General features: G+C 57.4%; 19 protein-coding genes, 1 other RNA gene and 1 pseudogene. 9 read left to right on the top strand and 12 right to left on the bottom strand.

Going from position 1 to position 16,316, the window contains the following annotated elements:
* Window positions 1-114: 114 nt before the first annotated feature.
* The 3 genes from AC27VJ_RS11890 to AC27VJ_RS11880 all read right to left on the bottom strand — a co-directional run bounded on the left by AC27VJ_RS11890 (window position 115) and on the right by AC27VJ_RS11880 (window position 1,829).
* The gene (locus tag AC27VJ_RS11890; protein ID WP_488684182.1) at window positions 115-642 is read right to left on the bottom strand and encodes a dihydrofolate reductase; all 528 of its coding nucleotides are present in this window, start codon (window positions 640-642) and stop codon (window positions 115-117) included.
* Window positions 639-1,433, bottom strand: coding sequence for a thymidylate synthase (locus AC27VJ_RS11885; RefSeq protein WP_353578106.1), 795 nt, complete (start codon window positions 1,431-1,433; stop codon window positions 639-641). Before AC27VJ_RS11885 ends, AC27VJ_RS11890 begins: the two co-directional genes overlap by 4 nt.
* Window positions 1,434-1,520: 87 nt before the next feature.
* Window positions 1,521-1,829, bottom strand: coding sequence for a DUF2853 family protein (locus AC27VJ_RS11880; protein ID WP_113087888.1), 309 nt, complete (start codon window positions 1,827-1,829; stop codon window positions 1,521-1,523).
* 116 nt (window positions 1,830-1,945) lie between these two features.
* Between AC27VJ_RS11880 and ssrA the strand changes: the two genes are divergently transcribed.
* The 3 genes from ssrA (at window position 1,946) to AC27VJ_RS11865 (ending at window position 3,183) form a co-directional block, all read left to right on the top strand.
* Window positions 1,946-2,318: a transfer-messenger RNA gene (gene ssrA, locus AC27VJ_RS11875) on the top strand.
* A 130-nt stretch (window positions 2,319-2,448) separates the two neighbouring features.
* Window positions 2,449-2,958, top strand: coding sequence for an SspB family protein (locus AC27VJ_RS11870; protein ID WP_113087887.1), 510 nt, complete (start codon window positions 2,449-2,451; stop codon window positions 2,956-2,958).
* 27 nt (window positions 2,959-2,985) lie between these two features.
* The gene (locus tag AC27VJ_RS11865; protein ID WP_488684181.1) at window positions 2,986-3,183 is read left to right on the top strand and encodes a DUF4169 family protein; all 198 of its coding nucleotides are present in this window, start codon (window positions 2,986-2,988) and stop codon (window positions 3,181-3,183) included.
* 260 nt (window positions 3,184-3,443) lie between these two features.
* On the opposite strand, the gene AC27VJ_RS11860 is transcribed toward AC27VJ_RS11865, so the two are convergent.
* Complete coding sequence (locus tag AC27VJ_RS11860; protein WP_488684180.1) at window positions 3,444-4,001, bottom strand: GNAT family N-acetyltransferase; 558 nt, start codon at window positions 3,999-4,001, stop codon at window positions 3,444-3,446.
* Window positions 3,998-4,888, bottom strand: a complete 891-nt coding sequence (gene serB, locus AC27VJ_RS11855) for a phosphoserine phosphatase SerB (RefSeq protein ID WP_488684179.1) — start codon at window positions 4,886-4,888, stop codon at window positions 3,998-4,000. Before serB ends, AC27VJ_RS11860 begins: the two co-directional genes overlap by 4 nt.
* Here serB and miaA point away from each other — a divergent pair.
* A complete protein-coding gene (miaA, locus tag AC27VJ_RS11850; protein WP_488684178.1) occupies window positions 4,887-5,786 on the top strand; it encodes a tRNA (adenosine(37)-N6)-dimethylallyltransferase MiaA in 900 nt (299 codons plus the stop codon). The genes serB and miaA overlap by 2 nt on opposite strands.
* 139 nt (window positions 5,787-5,925) lie before the next feature.
* Here the strand turns inward: miaA and AC27VJ_RS11845 are convergent, their stop codons facing one another.
* Window positions 5,926-7,893, bottom strand: a complete 1,968-nt coding sequence (locus AC27VJ_RS11845) for an ATP-binding protein (protein ID WP_488684177.1) — start codon at window positions 7,891-7,893, stop codon at window positions 5,926-5,928.
* 400 nt (window positions 7,894-8,293) lie between these two features.
* On the opposite strand from AC27VJ_RS11845, the gene AC27VJ_RS11840 reads away from it, so the two are divergent.
* The 4 genes from AC27VJ_RS11840 to AC27VJ_RS11825 all read left to right on the top strand — a co-directional run bounded on the left by AC27VJ_RS11840 (window position 8,294) and on the right by AC27VJ_RS11825 (window position 11,097).
* Window positions 8,294-10,087: an acetolactate synthase 3 large subunit gene (locus AC27VJ_RS11840; protein WP_488684176.1), complete on the top strand. Its 1,794-nt coding sequence runs from the start codon at window positions 8,294-8,296 to the stop codon at window positions 10,085-10,087.
* Window positions 10,088-10,106: 19 nt separating this feature from the next.
* Window positions 10,107-10,679, top strand: coding sequence for an acetolactate synthase small subunit (gene ilvN, locus AC27VJ_RS11835; RefSeq protein WP_113087878.1), 573 nt, complete (start codon window positions 10,107-10,109; stop codon window positions 10,677-10,679).
* A gap of 93 nt (window positions 10,680-10,772) precedes the next feature.
* Window positions 10,773-10,925, top strand: coding sequence for a hypothetical protein (locus AC27VJ_RS11830; protein WP_488684175.1), 153 nt, complete (start codon window positions 10,773-10,775; stop codon window positions 10,923-10,925).
* On the top strand, window positions 10,915-11,097 hold the full coding sequence (locus AC27VJ_RS11825; RefSeq protein WP_488684174.1) for a hypothetical protein: 183 nt from the start codon (window positions 10,915-10,917) through the stop codon (window positions 11,095-11,097). Before AC27VJ_RS11830 ends, AC27VJ_RS11825 begins: the two co-directional genes overlap by 11 nt.
* A gap of 75 nt (window positions 11,098-11,172) precedes the next feature.
* On the opposite strand, the gene AC27VJ_RS11820 is transcribed toward AC27VJ_RS11825, so the two are convergent.
* Window positions 11,173-12,018 (bottom strand): aldo/keto reductase, encoded by an 846-nt coding sequence (locus tag AC27VJ_RS11820; protein ID WP_488684173.1) that lies wholly within the window; start codon window positions 12,016-12,018, stop codon window positions 11,173-11,175.
* Window positions 12,019-12,161: 143 nt separating this feature from the next.
* On the opposite strand from AC27VJ_RS11820, the gene AC27VJ_RS11815 reads away from it, so the two are divergent.
* Window positions 12,162-12,755: a LysE family translocator gene (locus tag AC27VJ_RS11815; protein WP_488684172.1), complete on the top strand. Its 594-nt coding sequence runs from the start codon at window positions 12,162-12,164 to the stop codon at window positions 12,753-12,755.
* Window positions 12,756-12,757: 2 nt separating this feature from the next.
* Here AC27VJ_RS11815 and AC27VJ_RS11810 read toward each other — a convergent pair whose 3' ends face one another.
* The 5 genes and pseudogenes from AC27VJ_RS11810 to AC27VJ_RS11790 form a co-directional block, all read right to left on the bottom strand.
* On the bottom strand, window positions 12,758-13,534 hold the full coding sequence (locus tag AC27VJ_RS11810; protein ID WP_488684171.1) for an anti-sigma factor family protein: 777 nt from the start codon (window positions 13,532-13,534) through the stop codon (window positions 12,758-12,760).
* Complete coding sequence (locus AC27VJ_RS11805) at window positions 13,531-14,091, bottom strand: RNA polymerase sigma factor (protein WP_488684170.1); 561 nt, start codon at window positions 14,089-14,091, stop codon at window positions 13,531-13,533. The genes AC27VJ_RS11810 and AC27VJ_RS11805 overlap by 4 nt, the downstream gene beginning before the upstream one ends.
* Window positions 14,075-14,449 carry a COG4315 family predicted lipoprotein gene (locus AC27VJ_RS11800; RefSeq protein ID WP_488684169.1) on the bottom strand — a complete coding sequence of 125 codons (375 nt, stop codon included), beginning with the start codon at window positions 14,447-14,449 and terminating at the stop codon, window positions 14,075-14,077. Before AC27VJ_RS11800 ends, AC27VJ_RS11805 begins: the two co-directional genes overlap by 17 nt.
* Before the next feature lie 98 nt (window positions 14,450-14,547).
* Complete coding sequence (locus tag AC27VJ_RS11795; RefSeq protein ID WP_488684168.1) at window positions 14,548-15,027, bottom strand: DUF2269 family protein; 480 nt, start codon at window positions 15,025-15,027, stop codon at window positions 14,548-14,550.
* 3 nt (window positions 15,028-15,030) lie between these two features.
* A pseudogene (locus AC27VJ_RS11790) lies at window positions 15,031-16,315 on the bottom strand (SDR family oxidoreductase).
* Window position 16,316 lies beyond the last annotated feature (1 nt).

Genomic DNA, 16,316 nt, shown 5'->3' with positions numbered 1-16,316 from the left:
CCCTCTCGAACACGCATGCGCATGTCAGGCGGGAATGTAGTCTCAGTTATAAGTAGGAGAGCAGTGCGTTTCAACGCAGAGGCGGTAACTTAATACCCAATCACGGTAAATAGTTCACTTAACGGGCTGATGCCGACGATAAGTTGCAAATCTCACCGGATAATTGTCCTTATCCCCCGCAGGAGCGGCTGTTTCATCGATTTTTTCAAAAACGGCCAAATCGATCTGCGGGAAAAAAGTATCGCCTTCCAGCGAAACCCCGACATGGGTGACGGAAAGTTGATCGGCGAACGGCATGGCCTGACGATAAATCTCGCCACCGCCAGCCACGAAAACCTCATCCACGCCAAGTGCTTGCGCCTTGTTCTTGGCAAGCGACAGCGCACCCTCCAGCGACGAAACCACATCGACACCATCCGGGCGATAATCCGGGTTGCGGCTGATGATGATGTGCGGACGACCGGGCAGGGGACGTTCACCGACAGACAGAAACGTCTTGCGGCCCATGATCATGGGTTTGCCCATGGTCAGCGCTTTGAAACGCTTGAGGTCGGTGGACAGCTTCCAGGGCATATCGAGATCGCGGCCGATAACGCCGTTTTCAGCTACAGCAGCGATGAGGGTGATGCGCGGCTGCGTCATACGGCAATCGGTGCCTTGATGGAGGCGTCGGCTTCGTAATTCTCCAGCGTGAAGTCTTCGAAGGTGAAGTCGAACAGGCTTTTGACATCCGGGTTGAGGCGCATGGTGGGCAGTGCTTTCGGCGTGCGCTGCATCTGCAATTCCGCCTGCTCGAAGTGGTTCGAGTAGATATGCGCGTCGCCCAGCGTGTGTACGAAATCGCCGGGCTTCAGACCCGTGACCTGCGCGACCATCAGCGTCAGCAGCGCGTAGGAGGCGATGTTGAAGGGCACGCCGAGGAAGATATCTGCCGAGCGCTGATAAAGCTGGCAGGACAGCTTGCCATCCGACACGTAGAACTGAAACAGGCAATGGCACGGCGGCAGCGCCATATCATCGACAAGGGCAGGGTTCCAGGCGGACACGATGTGGCGGCGGGAATTTGGATTCGTCTTGAGGCTTTCGAGCAAGAGCGCGATCTGGTCGATATGTCGGCCATCGGGTGCTGGCCACGAGCGCCATTGCGCACCATAGACCGGGCCGAGATCGCCATTCTCATCCGCCCACTCATCCCAGATGGAAACGCCATGTTCCTTGAGATAGGCGATATTGGTGTCGCCCTTCAGGAACCACAGCAGTTCGTGAATGATGGAGCGCAGGTGCAGCTTCTTGGTGGTGAGAACCGGAAAGCCTTCCGACAGATCGAAACGCATCTGGTAACCGAAAACAGAACGCGTGCCGGTGCCGGTGCGGTCGCCCCGGTCGGAGCCCGTTTTCATCACATGCGCAAGAAGGTCCAGGTATTGCTTCATCTCAGTCCGCCGCCGATTCTTATAAAGCCATATTATAGGCTTTTGCGGCGGCGGAACCAGTGTCAGGAATGGGCTCGCCCACAGAAATCAGAGCGTTTCGAGTTTCCCGAGATGTTTGGCGACGAGATAATAGAAGGTCACGCGTGATTTGGTGCGGTCGGCTTTCATTGCCGTGATCGTTTCTTCCACGGCCTTGTCGGCGTCCGGGCCGGTCACGCCCAGCTTCTTGCCGATCCAGTTCGTCTTTACCCGTGCAAGCTCTTCCGGATCGGATGCCGAGACGAGGGACGAATCGCGATTGCGCAGAGCAATGCCCAAATGCTTGACGATTTTGTTGACCGTCGCCTCATCAGCGCCGGCGTCGTAGAGTTTCACATCTGCAAGATAGTCCGTCATGTCCTCTCCTCCGTGTGTTGCACGGCGCAATTAAGGGGCCGCTTATCAAGCAGAATGTGGCAAGTGCGAAGCGCCGTCAAGAATTGCGCACAACCTTTCATCGAAATGTCACGCAGCCCCTTTTCTCCGCCGTGCGAAACGCCTATATGAGCCTTGCCGGGTGCAAATCCGGCTATGGCGATAAACGGTCGATGGAATAAGCCTATTGGACCCGGGGGCGGTACCCGGCGCCTCCACCAAAAACCGGCGGCTTCTGAATGAGAGGCCGGCTTTTGATGGGGGCGAAATAGGATCGACAAGGGTGTAAAGATCGAACTTTTGCTCGGCATGATACCGCCGTTATCGGGTCACAAGTGTAGTTGCAAATGACAACAACGCTAAGGAATACGCTCTCGCTGCCTAATGGCGGTGTGGGAATTCCGACTTAAGTCCTTACGGTTAGCCCCGTAAGGCGGGGTTCGGAGGTACCTGGCAACAGAAACCTCCACCTTCTCCATTCCGCCGGAATTGTTTATATGATGCAAATGACTCGCGGCTCGCAGGGCTTTTCCGTTGCTGCGATCTAAGACATTGCGTATACTTAGGTAAAAGACGTTCGAATAAGGAAAGACAGGACCGCATGGGGCAGGATCATATCCGTTACGACATTCTCGCACAGGATGCCCTTCGCGGCGTTATTCGCAAGGTATTGAGCGAAGTCGCAGCCACGAGCAGGCTTCCCGGCGACCATCATTTCTTCATCACCTTTTTGACCGGCGCGCCGGGTGTGCGCATCTCGCAGCACCTCAAGGCGAAATATGCCGAGCAGATGACCATCGTCATCCAGCATCAGTTCTGGGACATGAAGGTGACCGACACCCAGTTCGAAATCGGCCTGTCCTTCTCCGACACGCCTGAAAAGCTGGTTGTGCCTTTCAACGCCATCCGCGGCTTCTACGATCCTTCGGTGAATTTCGAACTCGAATTCGACGTTCCCTTGGCGGAAGAAGAGGAAGTCGTGGAGGCGGAAATCACCGCTTACCCGGTACCTGCCGAAGGCAAGCCTGCGTCGTCTGAGGACAAGAAGACAGACGAAGAAAAGAAGGCCGGTTCGGTCGTTTCACTGGACGCATTTCGCAAGAACAAGTGATTGCATGGCGCAGATGGGGAGATGGTCGTGACAGGCGATATCGTAAATCTGCGCCAGTTTCGCAAACAGAAGGCGCGCACCGACAAAGAAAAACAGGCGGAGCAAAACCGCCTGACCTTTGGCCGCACCAAGGCTGAAAAGAACCTCACCTCCGCTTTGAACGACAAGGCCACTCGTGTGCTGGATCATGGCAAGCTGGATAAGGGTGAGGGGGACGACGCTTAACGCTGGCCGAATCCAGTGATGTCGCGTTGCTCTGTTTTCGAGAACAGCCAAAGACCACGACATTATGCTCGGGCTTGTCCCGTGGATTTAACTACGTTGATTGTTGGGGTTCGTTAGATGCTCGGGACAAGCCCGAGCATGACGGAGGCTGATGTGGCGTCTTGATGTTGCTCGCATCGAAAGAGTCTCACTCCAGAAAACGCCACTCCTATTCAATTATTTTAACGTCTTCGCTTCCCAGAGTTGACGAAAATTATGCCTTACTTCCCCAACCAGCGCTCCAGCGTCAGCGCGTAAGTAATATGCGGCTTGAGGTGAGGGTGGCTGTCCGGCACGCGGGGATGCAGGAAATCGCGGGAGGCGTCGCGAATGAGGCCGATGCGTTTCATGACGGCGATTGAGCGTAGATTGTCGTGAACGGCAAAAGACACGATTTCCGGCAGTTTTTTTTCATCAAACGCCATTGATAGCAGTGATTTGGCCGCTTCCGTGACGTAGCCGTGGCCCCAGTAACGGGTGGCTAGCCGCCAGCCGATTTCCATGGTGCCCAGCGGAAATATGCCGTCCAGATTGGCAGGAGCAATACCGCAGAAGCCGATTGGCTCACCGGTCTCGCGCAGTTCTATCGCGTAAAAGCCGTATCCGGTCGCGTGGATCATCTCGTTGACGTGCTTGAGCGCCGCGTCGGATTCGTCATGGCTGCGCTGATGCGGAAAAAATGCCATGACATCGGGATCGGCGTTGACCTCACGAAACAGATCGCGATCGGTGTCTTTCCAATCCCGAAGGATCAGTCTGGGTGTTCCACTAACAATCATGGGGTAACGAAATCAGCCTTGCGGTAGCCCTGAAGGTAGAGAAGCGCGGTGAGGTCGCTGTGGTCGATGCGGATTTTTGCTTCTGCGGCAACGGCGGGCTTGGCGTGTATGGCAACACCTGAACCGGCGAGATACAGCATGCCGAGATCATTGGCACCATCGCCCACGGCAATTGCGTCCTCGGGTGAAATACCCAGTTTTGCGGCGATGTCGTTCAAGGCATCGACCTTGGCCTGCTTACCGAGAATGGGTTCCGCCACGGTGCCGTCGAGAAGGCCGTCTTTTTCGCCCAGAATATTGGCACGGTTTTCATCGAAGCCGAGCGTTGCGGCGATGCGGCTGGTGAAGACGGTGAAACCGCCTGAAACCAGCGCCGTATAATGCCCCTTCGCCTTCATGGTGGCGATGAGTTCCATGCCACCCGGTGTGAGTGTGATGCGTTTTTCGATGACCTCATCCACGACAGAAATTGGCAGGCCCTTGAGCAGCGCGACGCGCTCGCGCAGGGCAGGCTCGAAAGCGATTTCGCCATTCATGGCGCGGGCGGTAATGGTGGACACCTGGTCCTTCAGGCCGACTTCGGCGGCCAGTTCATCGATACATTCCTGCCCGATCATGGTCGAATCCATATCGGCTATCAGGATTTTCTTGCGGCGATTATCCTGGTCCTGAATGGCGATATCGATGGGTCGGTCAACGATGGCCATTCGCAGCACGCGTTCGGCCGCCGCGATGTCGGTTCCGTCGCGCAGCACCAGATCGCAGGCAATCCCGTCCGCCAGCCAGTAAAGGCCTGATGCATCGAGCGCCTTGGCGGCGCTTTCTGCAATGGTGGAATTCAGAACAGGATTTGACGGATTGGCGATAAGCGTGGCAACGAGAGCCATGATGAAAAACCTTGCTGACGAATTCGATGCGACCCTGATAACCGGACCGACGGCTAGCGGCAAGTCCGCGCTTGCGCTTCGTTTGGCGCGCGAGAAGAACGGCGTCGTCATCAATGCCGATAGCATGCAGGTCTATGACACGTTGCAGGTGCTGACGGCACGGCCTTCTGAGGACGACATGGAAGGCGTACCACACCACCTCTATGGCCATGTTCCCGCGGCCAAACTTTATTCAACGGGTGAATGGCTGCGCGAGATTACGGCGCTTCTCGAAACGATGCGCGGCGACGGGCGCTATCCCGTTATCGTCGGCGGCACCGGGCTGTATTTCAAGGCGCTGACCGGTGGCCTGTCTGATATGCCAGCCATTCCCTCGGATATTCGCGAGCGTTATCGTATGCGGCTGCTCGAAGAAGGACCGGCGGAGCTTTACGCCGAATTATCGACAGGTGACCCGCAAACGGCGGCGAGCCTCAGCCCGAGTGACGGGCAACGCATCGTGCGGGCACTCGAAGTTCTTGCCTCGACCGGACAATCCATTCGCGCGTTTCAGGGTGCCAGCGGTCCCGTCATCATCGATCCGGCGCGCGCGCGCAAATTTGTGGTTCTGCCGGAGCGGTCGGTGCTGCATGACCGCATTAACCGTCGTTTTGCAGGCATGATGCAGAGCGGCGCGGTGGAAGAGGTAGAAGCGCTGCTGGCGCTGGATGTCCCCCCGGATGCGACCGTGATTAAGGCCATCGGCGTTTCACAGATTGCCGAAATGCTGGAGGGGCGGATGAGCGGGGCCGAGGTCATCGAAAAGGCTGCGGCGGCGACACGGCAATATGCCAAGCGGCAGATGACATGGTTTCGCAACCAGATGGGGGAGGATTGGGAGAGGGTGGTGCCTTCTTAAACACTCCTTCCGTCATACCGGCCTTGAGCCGGTATCCAGCAGCATCGCGTCTGCGGTGCTTAAGAGTCTTTTTGCGATCAAAGACTTGATCGCACTGGATCCCGCATCGAGTGCGGGATGACGAAGTAGGACGCCCCTCTCAATCCTTCCGATACAAACTTCCCAACGGCTTCTTCAGCAAGCTTTCCCTCAACGAAGATCTCGGCTCCTCGCCAACAAAGGACCGCGACGGAACGTCCTCCCGCAACACTGGCGCCGTGCCGGTCGAAACATCAGGCATTTGCGCTTTGGCGGCAAATACCGAGCTTCGCGGCAGCATCTCCGGGCGGTAGGGTTCGCTGGCGCTGTTTGTATGGAATTCCTTTTTCCAGCTTTCGAATTCTTCCTCGTCGGCATCCTGTGCGATTTTAGCATCGTAGCTCTGGCGGAAGCCGGAGATGTCGGGGCCGTTTACGGCGCGCATGCGTTTGACGATGGAGCGCAGGTCGACCGTATCCGGCGTATCTTCCACGATGGATGGCATCACGCCATTTGCCTTTGGCAGAATATGAGCAGGCACGCGGTTGAAGCGAATGCGCATGGGAACGCTGATGGCTTCACCGAAGGCGATAGCTTCGCCATTGCCGATGGAGGACAGGAAACTGGTGGTGGATACCGAAGAGTTCGGAATGGCCGAGCGAATGATTTCCTGGTCGTTTTCGTTGGAAAGCCTCATGGCGAAAACGGTGGAACATTGCGAGAGGATCGTCTGATCCAGCTCTCCAGGACGCTGGGTGATGATGCCGAGCGAGACGCCGTATTTACGGCCCTCTTTCGCGATGCGGGCAATGGCCTGACGCGTCGGGAAGAAACCGAGTGCGGGATCGGCAGGCACGTAACGGTGCGCTTCTTCGCAAACGACCAGCGTGTGGATCGCGCCCTGGCTCCAGAGTGCCAATTCGAAGGCCATGCGGCAAAGCACCGAGGCCACCGAGTTCACCACCTCGGAGGGAATGCCCGCCAGTTGGAACACGGAAATCGGCTTGCCTTCTCCCGGCACGCGGAAAATATGCGCTACGGTCTCCATGATCGTATCGGAAATGGTGCTGTTGGAGAACATGAAGTGGTAACGCGGATCGTTGATAGCCGACATAATGCGCATTTTCAGATTGCGCAGTGCTGGCTTCTCGTCGCGACCCTCCAACCGCCCGATGCGCTCATCGATCAGGGCCAGCAGATCGGCGATGCGGTAAGGAACCGGCGTATCCGCTGTTAGCGATGATTTTTCCGAAGCGCGGCGCATGACGGAATTTTCAGAGCCGCGAAAGGCGCGCTTGGCCTCGGGTATTAGGTCACGCAGAACATCCAGCTCTTCGGAAACCGCCTTGCGTCCGCGGTAGAGAACTTCGGCGAACTCCTCCAGCTTCATCAGCCAGAAAGGCAGGTCCAGCGTATCTGTGTCTATGACGACCGACGTCATGGGGAAGGCCGCGGCGAATTCATTGTGCGGATCGAGAATCAACACGCGCAGCTTCGGGTCCTGCTCGATGGCCTTGTGCAGCAAAAGAGAGACGGCGGTGGATTTGCCGACGCCGGTGGAGCCCAGCACGGCGAAATGTTTCGATAGCATTTGCGGAATGCTGATCGTCGCATCGATGCTGTCATCCTGCGTCAGGCGGCCGACCACGGACGCGCCGCTGCCTGACGTTTCGTAAATGCGCATCAGGTCGCTGGCGCGGATGCGATGGGCGACAGCACCGAGATAGGGATAGCGAGAGATGCCGGTTGAAAAGCGCTCGGAGCCATCCGTCGCGCGATGGATTTCGCCCAGCAGTTCCACCTCGATCAGCAGCGTGTTGCTGCGGCTGGCAGACCATTCAGCCTGTCCGGTCTTCATGGCATAGGTAAGGGCGGCAACGCGTGTTTCGCCGAGATCGATGGAGATCAGGCGGCCAACGGACCAGAGTTCGGCAAGGTCGGTCTTTCCCGGCTCAGTCGTTGCGGAAATCGTGGCGCGGGCGCCGGTGCAGGAAATGACGTGGCCGAGCAAGCGGTTTCCCGCTGTGGAATCGTCCCGGCGGTCCTGTTCGCCTGCTTTTGCTGATTTGCGAAGGTCGTCGTTGAACACGTCTCGCCCCTGTCATAGGTCTTGCCGGCCTTTTCCATGCGGCCGCACACGGGTTGGTCCCGTTCGTTGCCGGAGAGCCTATAAGATTGCGTTTAACAACTGGTGTAGTTCGGGCGTATTTTTATTTCTTCGAAGGGGCTTGGCTCGCAATAAATGGAATGAATGCCGATTTTTTCCGCAATATGCGTTGACGGATATTGGTTTTGTGTCTAACACTCCGGCCCATGAAAAATCTTAACGTACTTATCGTGGTGGGACGGCGCATGGGCAGGATGGTGTAACCATCCGGCGAAAGCACCCATGCGCTGAACGAGGCTCCTCAAAGGGGCCTTTTTTTATGTCTTCACTTGGGCCAGATGGCTCCGCGATATCCAAAGCCAAAATCGGGATGGAACAGGCAATGACGGATAAGGACAATACGGACAACGGCAACACCATGACGGGCGCGGAAATCGTTCTGCGCGCGCTGAAGGATAACGGCGTCGAGCATATTTTCGGCTATCCCGGTGGTGCAGTTCTTCCGATTTATGACGAGATTTTCCAGCAGGACGACATCCAGCACATTCTCGTTCGCCACGAACAGGGTGCAGGCCACGCCGCTGAAGGTTATGCCCGTTCCACCGGCAAGGTCGGCGTCATGCTGGTCACCTCCGGCCCCGGCGCCACCAATGCTGTTACGCCCCTGCAGGACGCCTTGATGGACAGCATTCCGCTGGTCTGCATTTCCGGCCAGGTTCCAACATCGCTCATCGGCTCCGATGCGTTTCAGGAGTGCGATACCGTTGGCATTACGCGCCCCTGCACCAAGCACAACTGGCTGGTCAAGGACGTCAACGAGCTGGCTGGCATCATTCATGAAGCTTTCCGCATTGCCCAAACCGGTCGTCCCGGTCCCGTCGTTGTCGATGTTCCCAAGGACATTCAGTTTGCGACCGGCACCTACACGCCGCCATCGGCTGCCATCCAGCAGAAGAGCTACAAGCCGAAGGTTCAGGGTGATCTGAACGCCGTTCACGCTGCCATTGAACTGATGTCGAAGGCCAAGCGCCCGATCCTCTACACCGGCGGCGGCGTCATCAATTCCGGACCGGAAGCCACGCGTTTGCTGCGTGAACTCGTCGAACTGACCGATTTCCCGATCACCTCCACCTTGATGGGTCTGGGCTGCTATCCGGCATCCGGCAAGAACTGGCTGGGCATGCTGGGCATGCACGGTTCTTACGAAGCCAACATGGCCATGCATGATTGCGACGTCATGGTCTGTGTCGGCGCGCGTTTCGATGACCGTATTACCGGCCGTCTGAATGCCTTTGCTCCGAACTCGAAGAAAATCCACATCGATATCGATCCGTCTTCGATCAACAAGAATGTCCGCGTCGATGTTCCCATCGTTGGCGATGTCGGTCGGGTTCTGGAGGACATGGTTCGTCTGTGGCGGGCCCTGCCGAAGCGTCCTGAAAAGGCGCAGACGGAAGAGTGGCATCAGCAGATCGACCGCTGGCGCGCGCGCAAATCCTTCGCCTACAAGAACTCCAACGACGTCATCATGCCGCAATACGCCATTCAGCGGCTGTATGAAGCATCGAAGGGTCGCGACACCTACATTACGACGGAAGTCGGCCAGCACCAGATGTGGGCGGCGCAGTTCTTTGGTTTCGAAGAGCCGAACCACTGGATGACATCTGGCGGTCTGGGCACCATGGGTTATGGCCTGCCTGCCGCCATCGGCGTTCAGGTTGCGCATCCGGAAGCGCTGGTTATCGATATCGCCGGTGACGCATCGATCCAGATGTGCATTCAGGAAATGTCTTGCGCCATCCAGTACAATCTGCCGGTCAAGATTTTCATCCTGAACAACCAGTATATGGGCATGGTGCGCCAGTGGCAGCAGCTGCTGCACGGCAACCGCCTGTCCAACTCCTACACGGAAGCCATGCCCGACTTTGTGAAGCTTGCGGAAGCCTATGGCGGCGTTGGCATGTATTGCGATGACCCGAAGGAATTGGACGACAAGATTGCCGAGATGATCGCAGTCGACAAGCCTGTCATCTTCGATTGCCGCGTCGCCAATCTCGCCAACTGCTTCCCGATGATCCCATCGGGTAAGGCGCATAACGAGATGCTGTTGCCGGATGAAGCAACCGACGAAGCCGTTGCAAACGCCATCGACGCCAAGGGCCGTCAGCTAGTCTGATTGGGAGAGGAACACGGATATGAACGCACACCTACAGCCTACCGGTTCGGCCTACTTCATTCAGAAGGAAACGGAAACCGTCGAAAACCACACGCTATCGGTCCTCGTCGCCAATGAGCCGGGCGTTCTCGCCCGCGTCATCGGCCTGTTTTCCGGTCGTGGCTATAACATCGAAAGCCTGACCGTTTCGGAAACGGAACACGAATCGCACCTGTCGCGCATCACCATCGTCACGCGCGGTACGCCGGGCGTGCTGGAACAGATCAAGGCGCAGCTGGAACGCATCGTTCCGGTTCACCGCGTCGTGGACCTCACCGTCCGCGCCCGCCAGAACGGCCAGGACCGTCCGATTGAGCGTGAAGTTGCTTTGATTAAGGTCGCAGGACGAGGCGAAGACCGCGCCGAGACCCTACGTCTGGCCGATGCCTTCCATGCCAAGGTCGTGGATGCGACGCTGGAGCATTTCATCTTCGAAATCACCGGCAAGTCTTCGAAGATCGACCAGTTCCTGACCATCATCAAGCCGCTCGGCCTACTCGAAGTCTGCCGAACCGGTATCGCGGCGATGAACCGTGGTCCGCAGGGAATGTAATTCCCGTCTTCTATTGATCTTAAAATGCCCGTGCTTGGTCGCGGGCATTTTCGTTTGCGGTTTTAATGTATTTATTCCATCGAGGTTTCAGGCATGTCAAAACGTTTAAGGCAGTTGGATGGAGCGTTGTTCTGGCGAAGCTATCTGCTTACTGTCGGCTTCCTGATGTTTGCCGGTGCCAGCGTCGTGGGCTACGCGGCGTGGGCGGGATCGCTTGAACTGGAGTGGTTGGGGCGTGCTGATTAGTTCCGCCATTCTCCTTGTTGGCGCTTTGCTTTTCGGTGTGGGTGTATTTGGCAGCAACTCCAAAATGGAGGGCTGGACGGACGTTGCGTCAACGCATGAGGCGACCATTATCCTCCTTGTCATCAGCTATCCGGTCTATCTGATCCTCAAGCTGTTTTATCGCCCGCGCTGAAGCCAGAAATCGCGGACAATATCTGTATCTGGTCGCTGAGAATTTGAATCCGGAAAGTGAAGTAAGTGCTTAAAATCAAAGCATCTCCAGCGAAACCTTCTTCTGCGGCGGCGGGAATGCCGCGTCCAGTGCGGCCCAGTCTTCGTCGGTGATTTCCAGTTCTGTGGCGCCTAGGTTCTCCGTCACGCGTTCGGGGCTCGAGGATTTCGGGATGGGCATAACGCCGTCGCGTTCCAGAAGGAAAGCCAGCGCCACCTGTGCCGGTGTGGCCTGATAAGCCTTGGCGATGCGGATGAGTTCGTGGTTGGAGAGGATGCGGCCTTGTTCTATGGGCGAGTAAGCCATAACGGGCACGCCGTGGCTCTGGCACCATGGCAGCAGGTCGTATTCCGGCCCGCGACGGGAGAGGTTGTAAAGCACCTGATTGGCCGCGCAGTTCTTGCCATCGGTTACGGAAAACAGCTCTTCCATATCGTCGGTATCGAAGTTGGAAACGCCCCAATTCTGGATTTTTCCATCAGCCTTCAGCTTTTCGAAAGCGCCGACGGTCTCTTCCAGCGGATAGGAGCCGCGCCAATGAAGGAGGTATAGGTCAAGGTGGCCGGTTGCCAGCCGCTTGAGGCTGCGCTCGCAGGCTTCGATGGTGCCTTGGGCGCTGGCATTGTAAGGGTAAACCTTGCTGACAAGGAACACGTCATCGCGCAGGGATTGGATCGCCTCGCCAACGATTTCCTCGGAACGGCCATCGGCATACATTTCCGCCGTATCGACCACCGTCATACCAAGCTCTACGGCCTTGCGGATGCTGGCAATTTCCTGTGCTGCATCGGCAGCGATTTCGCCCATGTTCCAGGTGCCGATGCCCAATGCGGGAATGGAGGTGCCGGAGGGCAGGGTGACGGTGGGGATGTCGTCGAACATGCGGTGTCTCCTCTCAATGCTGTCAGTACCATAAACAAATCAGTCCCAGCGTCGATCCATCAAAACTTGTGGCCATTTCCATTCGCGTCCCTGTCTGGTGTTTGAAAGGGAGCGCGCATAGATTTGGCCGCGAGAGGGACGCCATGACAATCGAAACCTTTATCGCGCTTTTGCTTTTCGCTTTCACGACATCGATCACGCCGGGACCGAACAATATGATGCTGTTTGCATCGGGCGTGAATTTCGGCTTCCGCCGCACCATTCCGCATATGCTCGGCATCGGCGCGGGGTTTCTGTCATTGCTGATCGGTGTCGGGCTGGGGCTGGGCGCTTTGCTGCATTCTCTTCCCGTTCTCTACACGCTGCTGAAATTCGCAGGCGGTGCCTATCTTTTGTGGGTGGCGTGGAAAATCGGCACGTCGCGCTCCTTAAGTGATGGCAAAACGGGTGCGGAACCGATGACCTTTGTCGGCGCGGCTGCGTTTCAGTGGGTCAACCCCAAGGCATGGGTCATGGCGGTCACTGCTATGGCGACCTATACGGATGACAGCCAGTATTATTTCACCGTCATGCTTGTTGGCATCGCCTTTGCCGCCGTCAATCTGCCCAGCGTTTCCACATGGGCGGGATTCGGTTCGGCGCTGCGGGAATGGCTATCGGTGCCTGCGCGGCTGAAATGGTTCAACATCACCATGGCCGTGCTGCTGGTCATCAGCCTGTGGCCGATGCTGAAATAGTCTTAGGCGGGAAACTGCCGGTAGCATTCCTCGGCAATCTTCTGCAGATCGGCCTTGGAAATCTCGCCTGATACGGCATAGCCCAGCGCATTATCGATCCAGTAGAAGGTTTCGATGCCATCGGCGCTTGCCAGCCGGAAGCTGGTTTCGCGATTATCAGGGTTATGGCCAATCAGGACCGTGACCCGCTGCCCGGCCTGGTTCTGATACATCAGCATCGCCCCCGGCTTGCCGCTGACGGGAACCAGACGCCCACCAACGAGAGTGAAGCCGATATTGCTGAGATCAGGGATCGCAAAGGGTGAGCCGAGGCGTTTGCCGAGCCATGTGCCCAGATGCTGCTGCTGGTCTGCGCCCACCTCGACCGGGTGACGCACCTCGCTGGCATAGATCAGATAGGCGGATTTCGACTGGCTGGAAATATCCGCAGTCTGGGTGAGCGACGCGGCTTCAGGTGCTTTCAATCGCATCTGGGGCAGAAACTGCCCGGCCACGGCACCGGCTGCAAAAATGAGGCAGGCGGCGGCGGTGCGCGCCAGAAGGGGAGCCCAGCGGCGTGGCGCAGCGGTCAGCATCAGCCGGTCACTCTCGCGGCCAGTTTCATAAGGGGCAAAGGCGTTGCGCAGCATCTGTGCCTGCGTCTGCCACTCTGCGATGCGTTTACGATCTTCCGGGTGGTCGGCAAGCCAGGCTTCGACGCGCAAACGCTCCGCATCACCAAGGTGGCCATCCACATAGGCGTGCAGATCTGTTTCTGATATGGCGTCGGTGCTGTTCATTTCGGTCTCCGAAGAGGAATGATATTGTCTGCGGCAAGCTGCGCCCGCAGCGTTTCCCGCGTGCGCGAAAGCCGCGACATGACGGTGCCGATGGGGATGTGCATCATGTCTGCCACTTCCTGATAGCTGTAGCCTTCCACCGTCACCAGCATCAAAACCGCGCGTGCCTCGGGTGCTAGCCCGGCAAGAGCGTGGTGCAGCCGGTCGTTTTCCAGCGTATCGCCTTGGGTTTCTGTACTACCTGCATCCTCCTCATGGCCATTGAGGCTTTCGGATGGGTGGCGTTTTTCGCTGCGATGCCGGTTGCGGTAAAGGTTGGTCATGATGGCATAGGCCCATGCCTTCAGCCCGCCGCCGCGCCATTGGTGCCGGTTGAGAAGCGCTTTTTCGATACAGTCCTGAAACAGATCCTCGCCATCGGCATCATGGCGCGAAAGGCTGCGCGAATAGCGCCGCAGCGATGGCATGAGGGCCAGCATCTGCGCTTCGAACGAGCCGGAGGCGGGGGCAGATTGTCCCCGCCGATCACTGCCTTTGCCGTTATGGCTTTGCGACATCCCAATTTCCGCCCATGCCGTCGCCCGTCATGTCACCCTTTTTCATGTCTTTGGCCCAGTAATACAGCGGCATGCCATCCTTGGCCCACTGTTTCTTTCCGTCCTTGCGGGTAACGATCGTATAGGCGCCATCGGCCTTGTCGCTGTCCGATGCAAAGAAAGGTGGCCAGTTGGTAGCGCATTTTTCATAGCAGCTGGACTCGCCCTTCATATCTTTCTTGTAGGTGTAAAGGGTCATGCCTTTTTCACCGGCAAGAACATTGCCCTTATCGGCCTTGACAGTTTCAACCATCGGCGCGGCGAAGGCGGAGCTTGCGATGGCAAAAGCCGCAAGCGAGATTAAAGCACGCATTTTCATGGATGTCCTCCTCTGGATCAGGCAGCGTCTGCCGCCAACGAGAATAAGACACCGGGCAGGGCGAGTTTATTCCCTGCTGTTACGAAAAAACTGACGCGTCAGTTCCAGAGCGGAATATCCGGTTTCATCAGCATCAACCAGACGATGCCGATGACGGCGAAGAATGCGGGAAAACCACAGGCAAACCAGATGCGGTACAGCCGGAACCATTGCGATGGCAGAGGCTCGCCAGACGCGGCGGCCAGGCGCGCGATGTTCCGCAGCTTCATCTGTACCCACACCACAGGCAGCCAGAAGATGCCGACGAAGACATAAAGCAGCAGGGACAGGAACACCCAGCCTTCCGTCAATGGCCAGCCGATGATGCGGGCGAGCATATAGCCGGTGATGGGTTGAAGAATGGCAGCCGTTGCCGTGAAAATCGTATCGGCAATCACCACTGTCCGCGCAACATGTGCAATGAGGGACGGGTTTTCCGTTCTACGTGCCATGACCATGAAGAAGGCAATGCCTGCGCCCGTGCCGAGCAAAACCGTCGCGCCGATGACATGGGCAAGGCGAATGAGGTCCTCGAGCATAGCCTATCTTTCGTCCAGTATCGCCAGTGCGGCAAGGGTTAGAACGATGGAGGGAAGCACTTTGACAAGCGGCCCGAGCGGATCGAGCCACAGCTCAGGTACCAGCATCGTTCCGCCCAGCAGGTACGCGCTTGTAACAAGCAGCATGCCGACCATGGCTTTGCGAGCATAGGGTCGCAGCAGAACGGCTGCTCCCAGCGCAATGTCGATGAAGCAGGTGGTTATCGTCACCGTCAAAGCAGCACCGTTCGGCATGAAAGGCAGAAAATGGTCCGATGATCTCGATACATCGAAAAGCGGTATGAGGCCGGAGAGAAGCCAGAACAGTGACAGGCAGACGAGGATGATGGGTTTCAGCAGGAAAAGCCGGGCAAACCAAAGGTCTTGAACGCCTGATGGGTTGTCTGCCAGCGTCTGCGCCGCCGTCTTGAATGCGAAACCTTGAGGATAAGCGCCATCGACCGTTACGCCTTGAGACATCACCGCCATGGCTGTTGAGCGCAGAGGGGAGCGCCATCCAAGCCGCCCCGCCATATCCAGCTAGCCATGTGACCGGTGTTGCCAGGATCGCCGGGGGTGAGGCGGTTGGGCTGCTGGCCAGCCCCAGCCATTGACGATGAAGCCCTATCAATTGCTGCAAGGTCAATATTTCGCCTGCCGCCAGATGCAGATCAGCACCCGGTGCGATTTTTCCACTGATTGCGTCGGCCACGATGTCGGCGACATCAGACAAGGCTACAGTTTGCACGGGGCTTTGAGCGTGGACCATTGGGGTGACGTAGGGAATGCTCGCCAATGCTCTGAGCAGTGCCGTGCCGCCATGGGCGTTGCGTCCGATGACGAGCGCGGGGCGAAGGATGACATGGGGCAGGCCGCTTGCTGCCAATGCCTGATCGGCGCGCTGTTTGGTGGCAAGGAAAGCAGTGTCGGATGCCATGTTGGATGTGCGGGCGGATATCTGCACGATCAGCCGTCCGCCAGCCTTCACGCTTGCCTGATAAAGCGCCAGCATCGATCTTTCCTGCGTAGCGACAAGATCGTCGGACAGGCCATCCTGTAGCGCGCCAGCGCAGTTGACGATGGCGTCGTGGCTTTCAACCAGAGACTGCCAATCCTCTGGCGTGGTCAGGCGTGCAAGGTCTGCGGTCACCCAATCTGCAAACGGGATTTTTCGCTTGGAAGCATCGGTATATCGGCCAAGGCCCGTGACGGCATGGCCATCACGCAGAAGCCTGCGGATGATATCCGAACCGATAAAACCAGTGGCACCGAGAATCAGAATTTTCATG

Source organism: Agrobacterium sp. 20P9.1.2 (assembly GCF_057799395.1).
The sequence above is the reverse complement of the archived record's forward strand: the minus strand, read 5'-3'. Positions and strand labels throughout refer to the sequence as shown.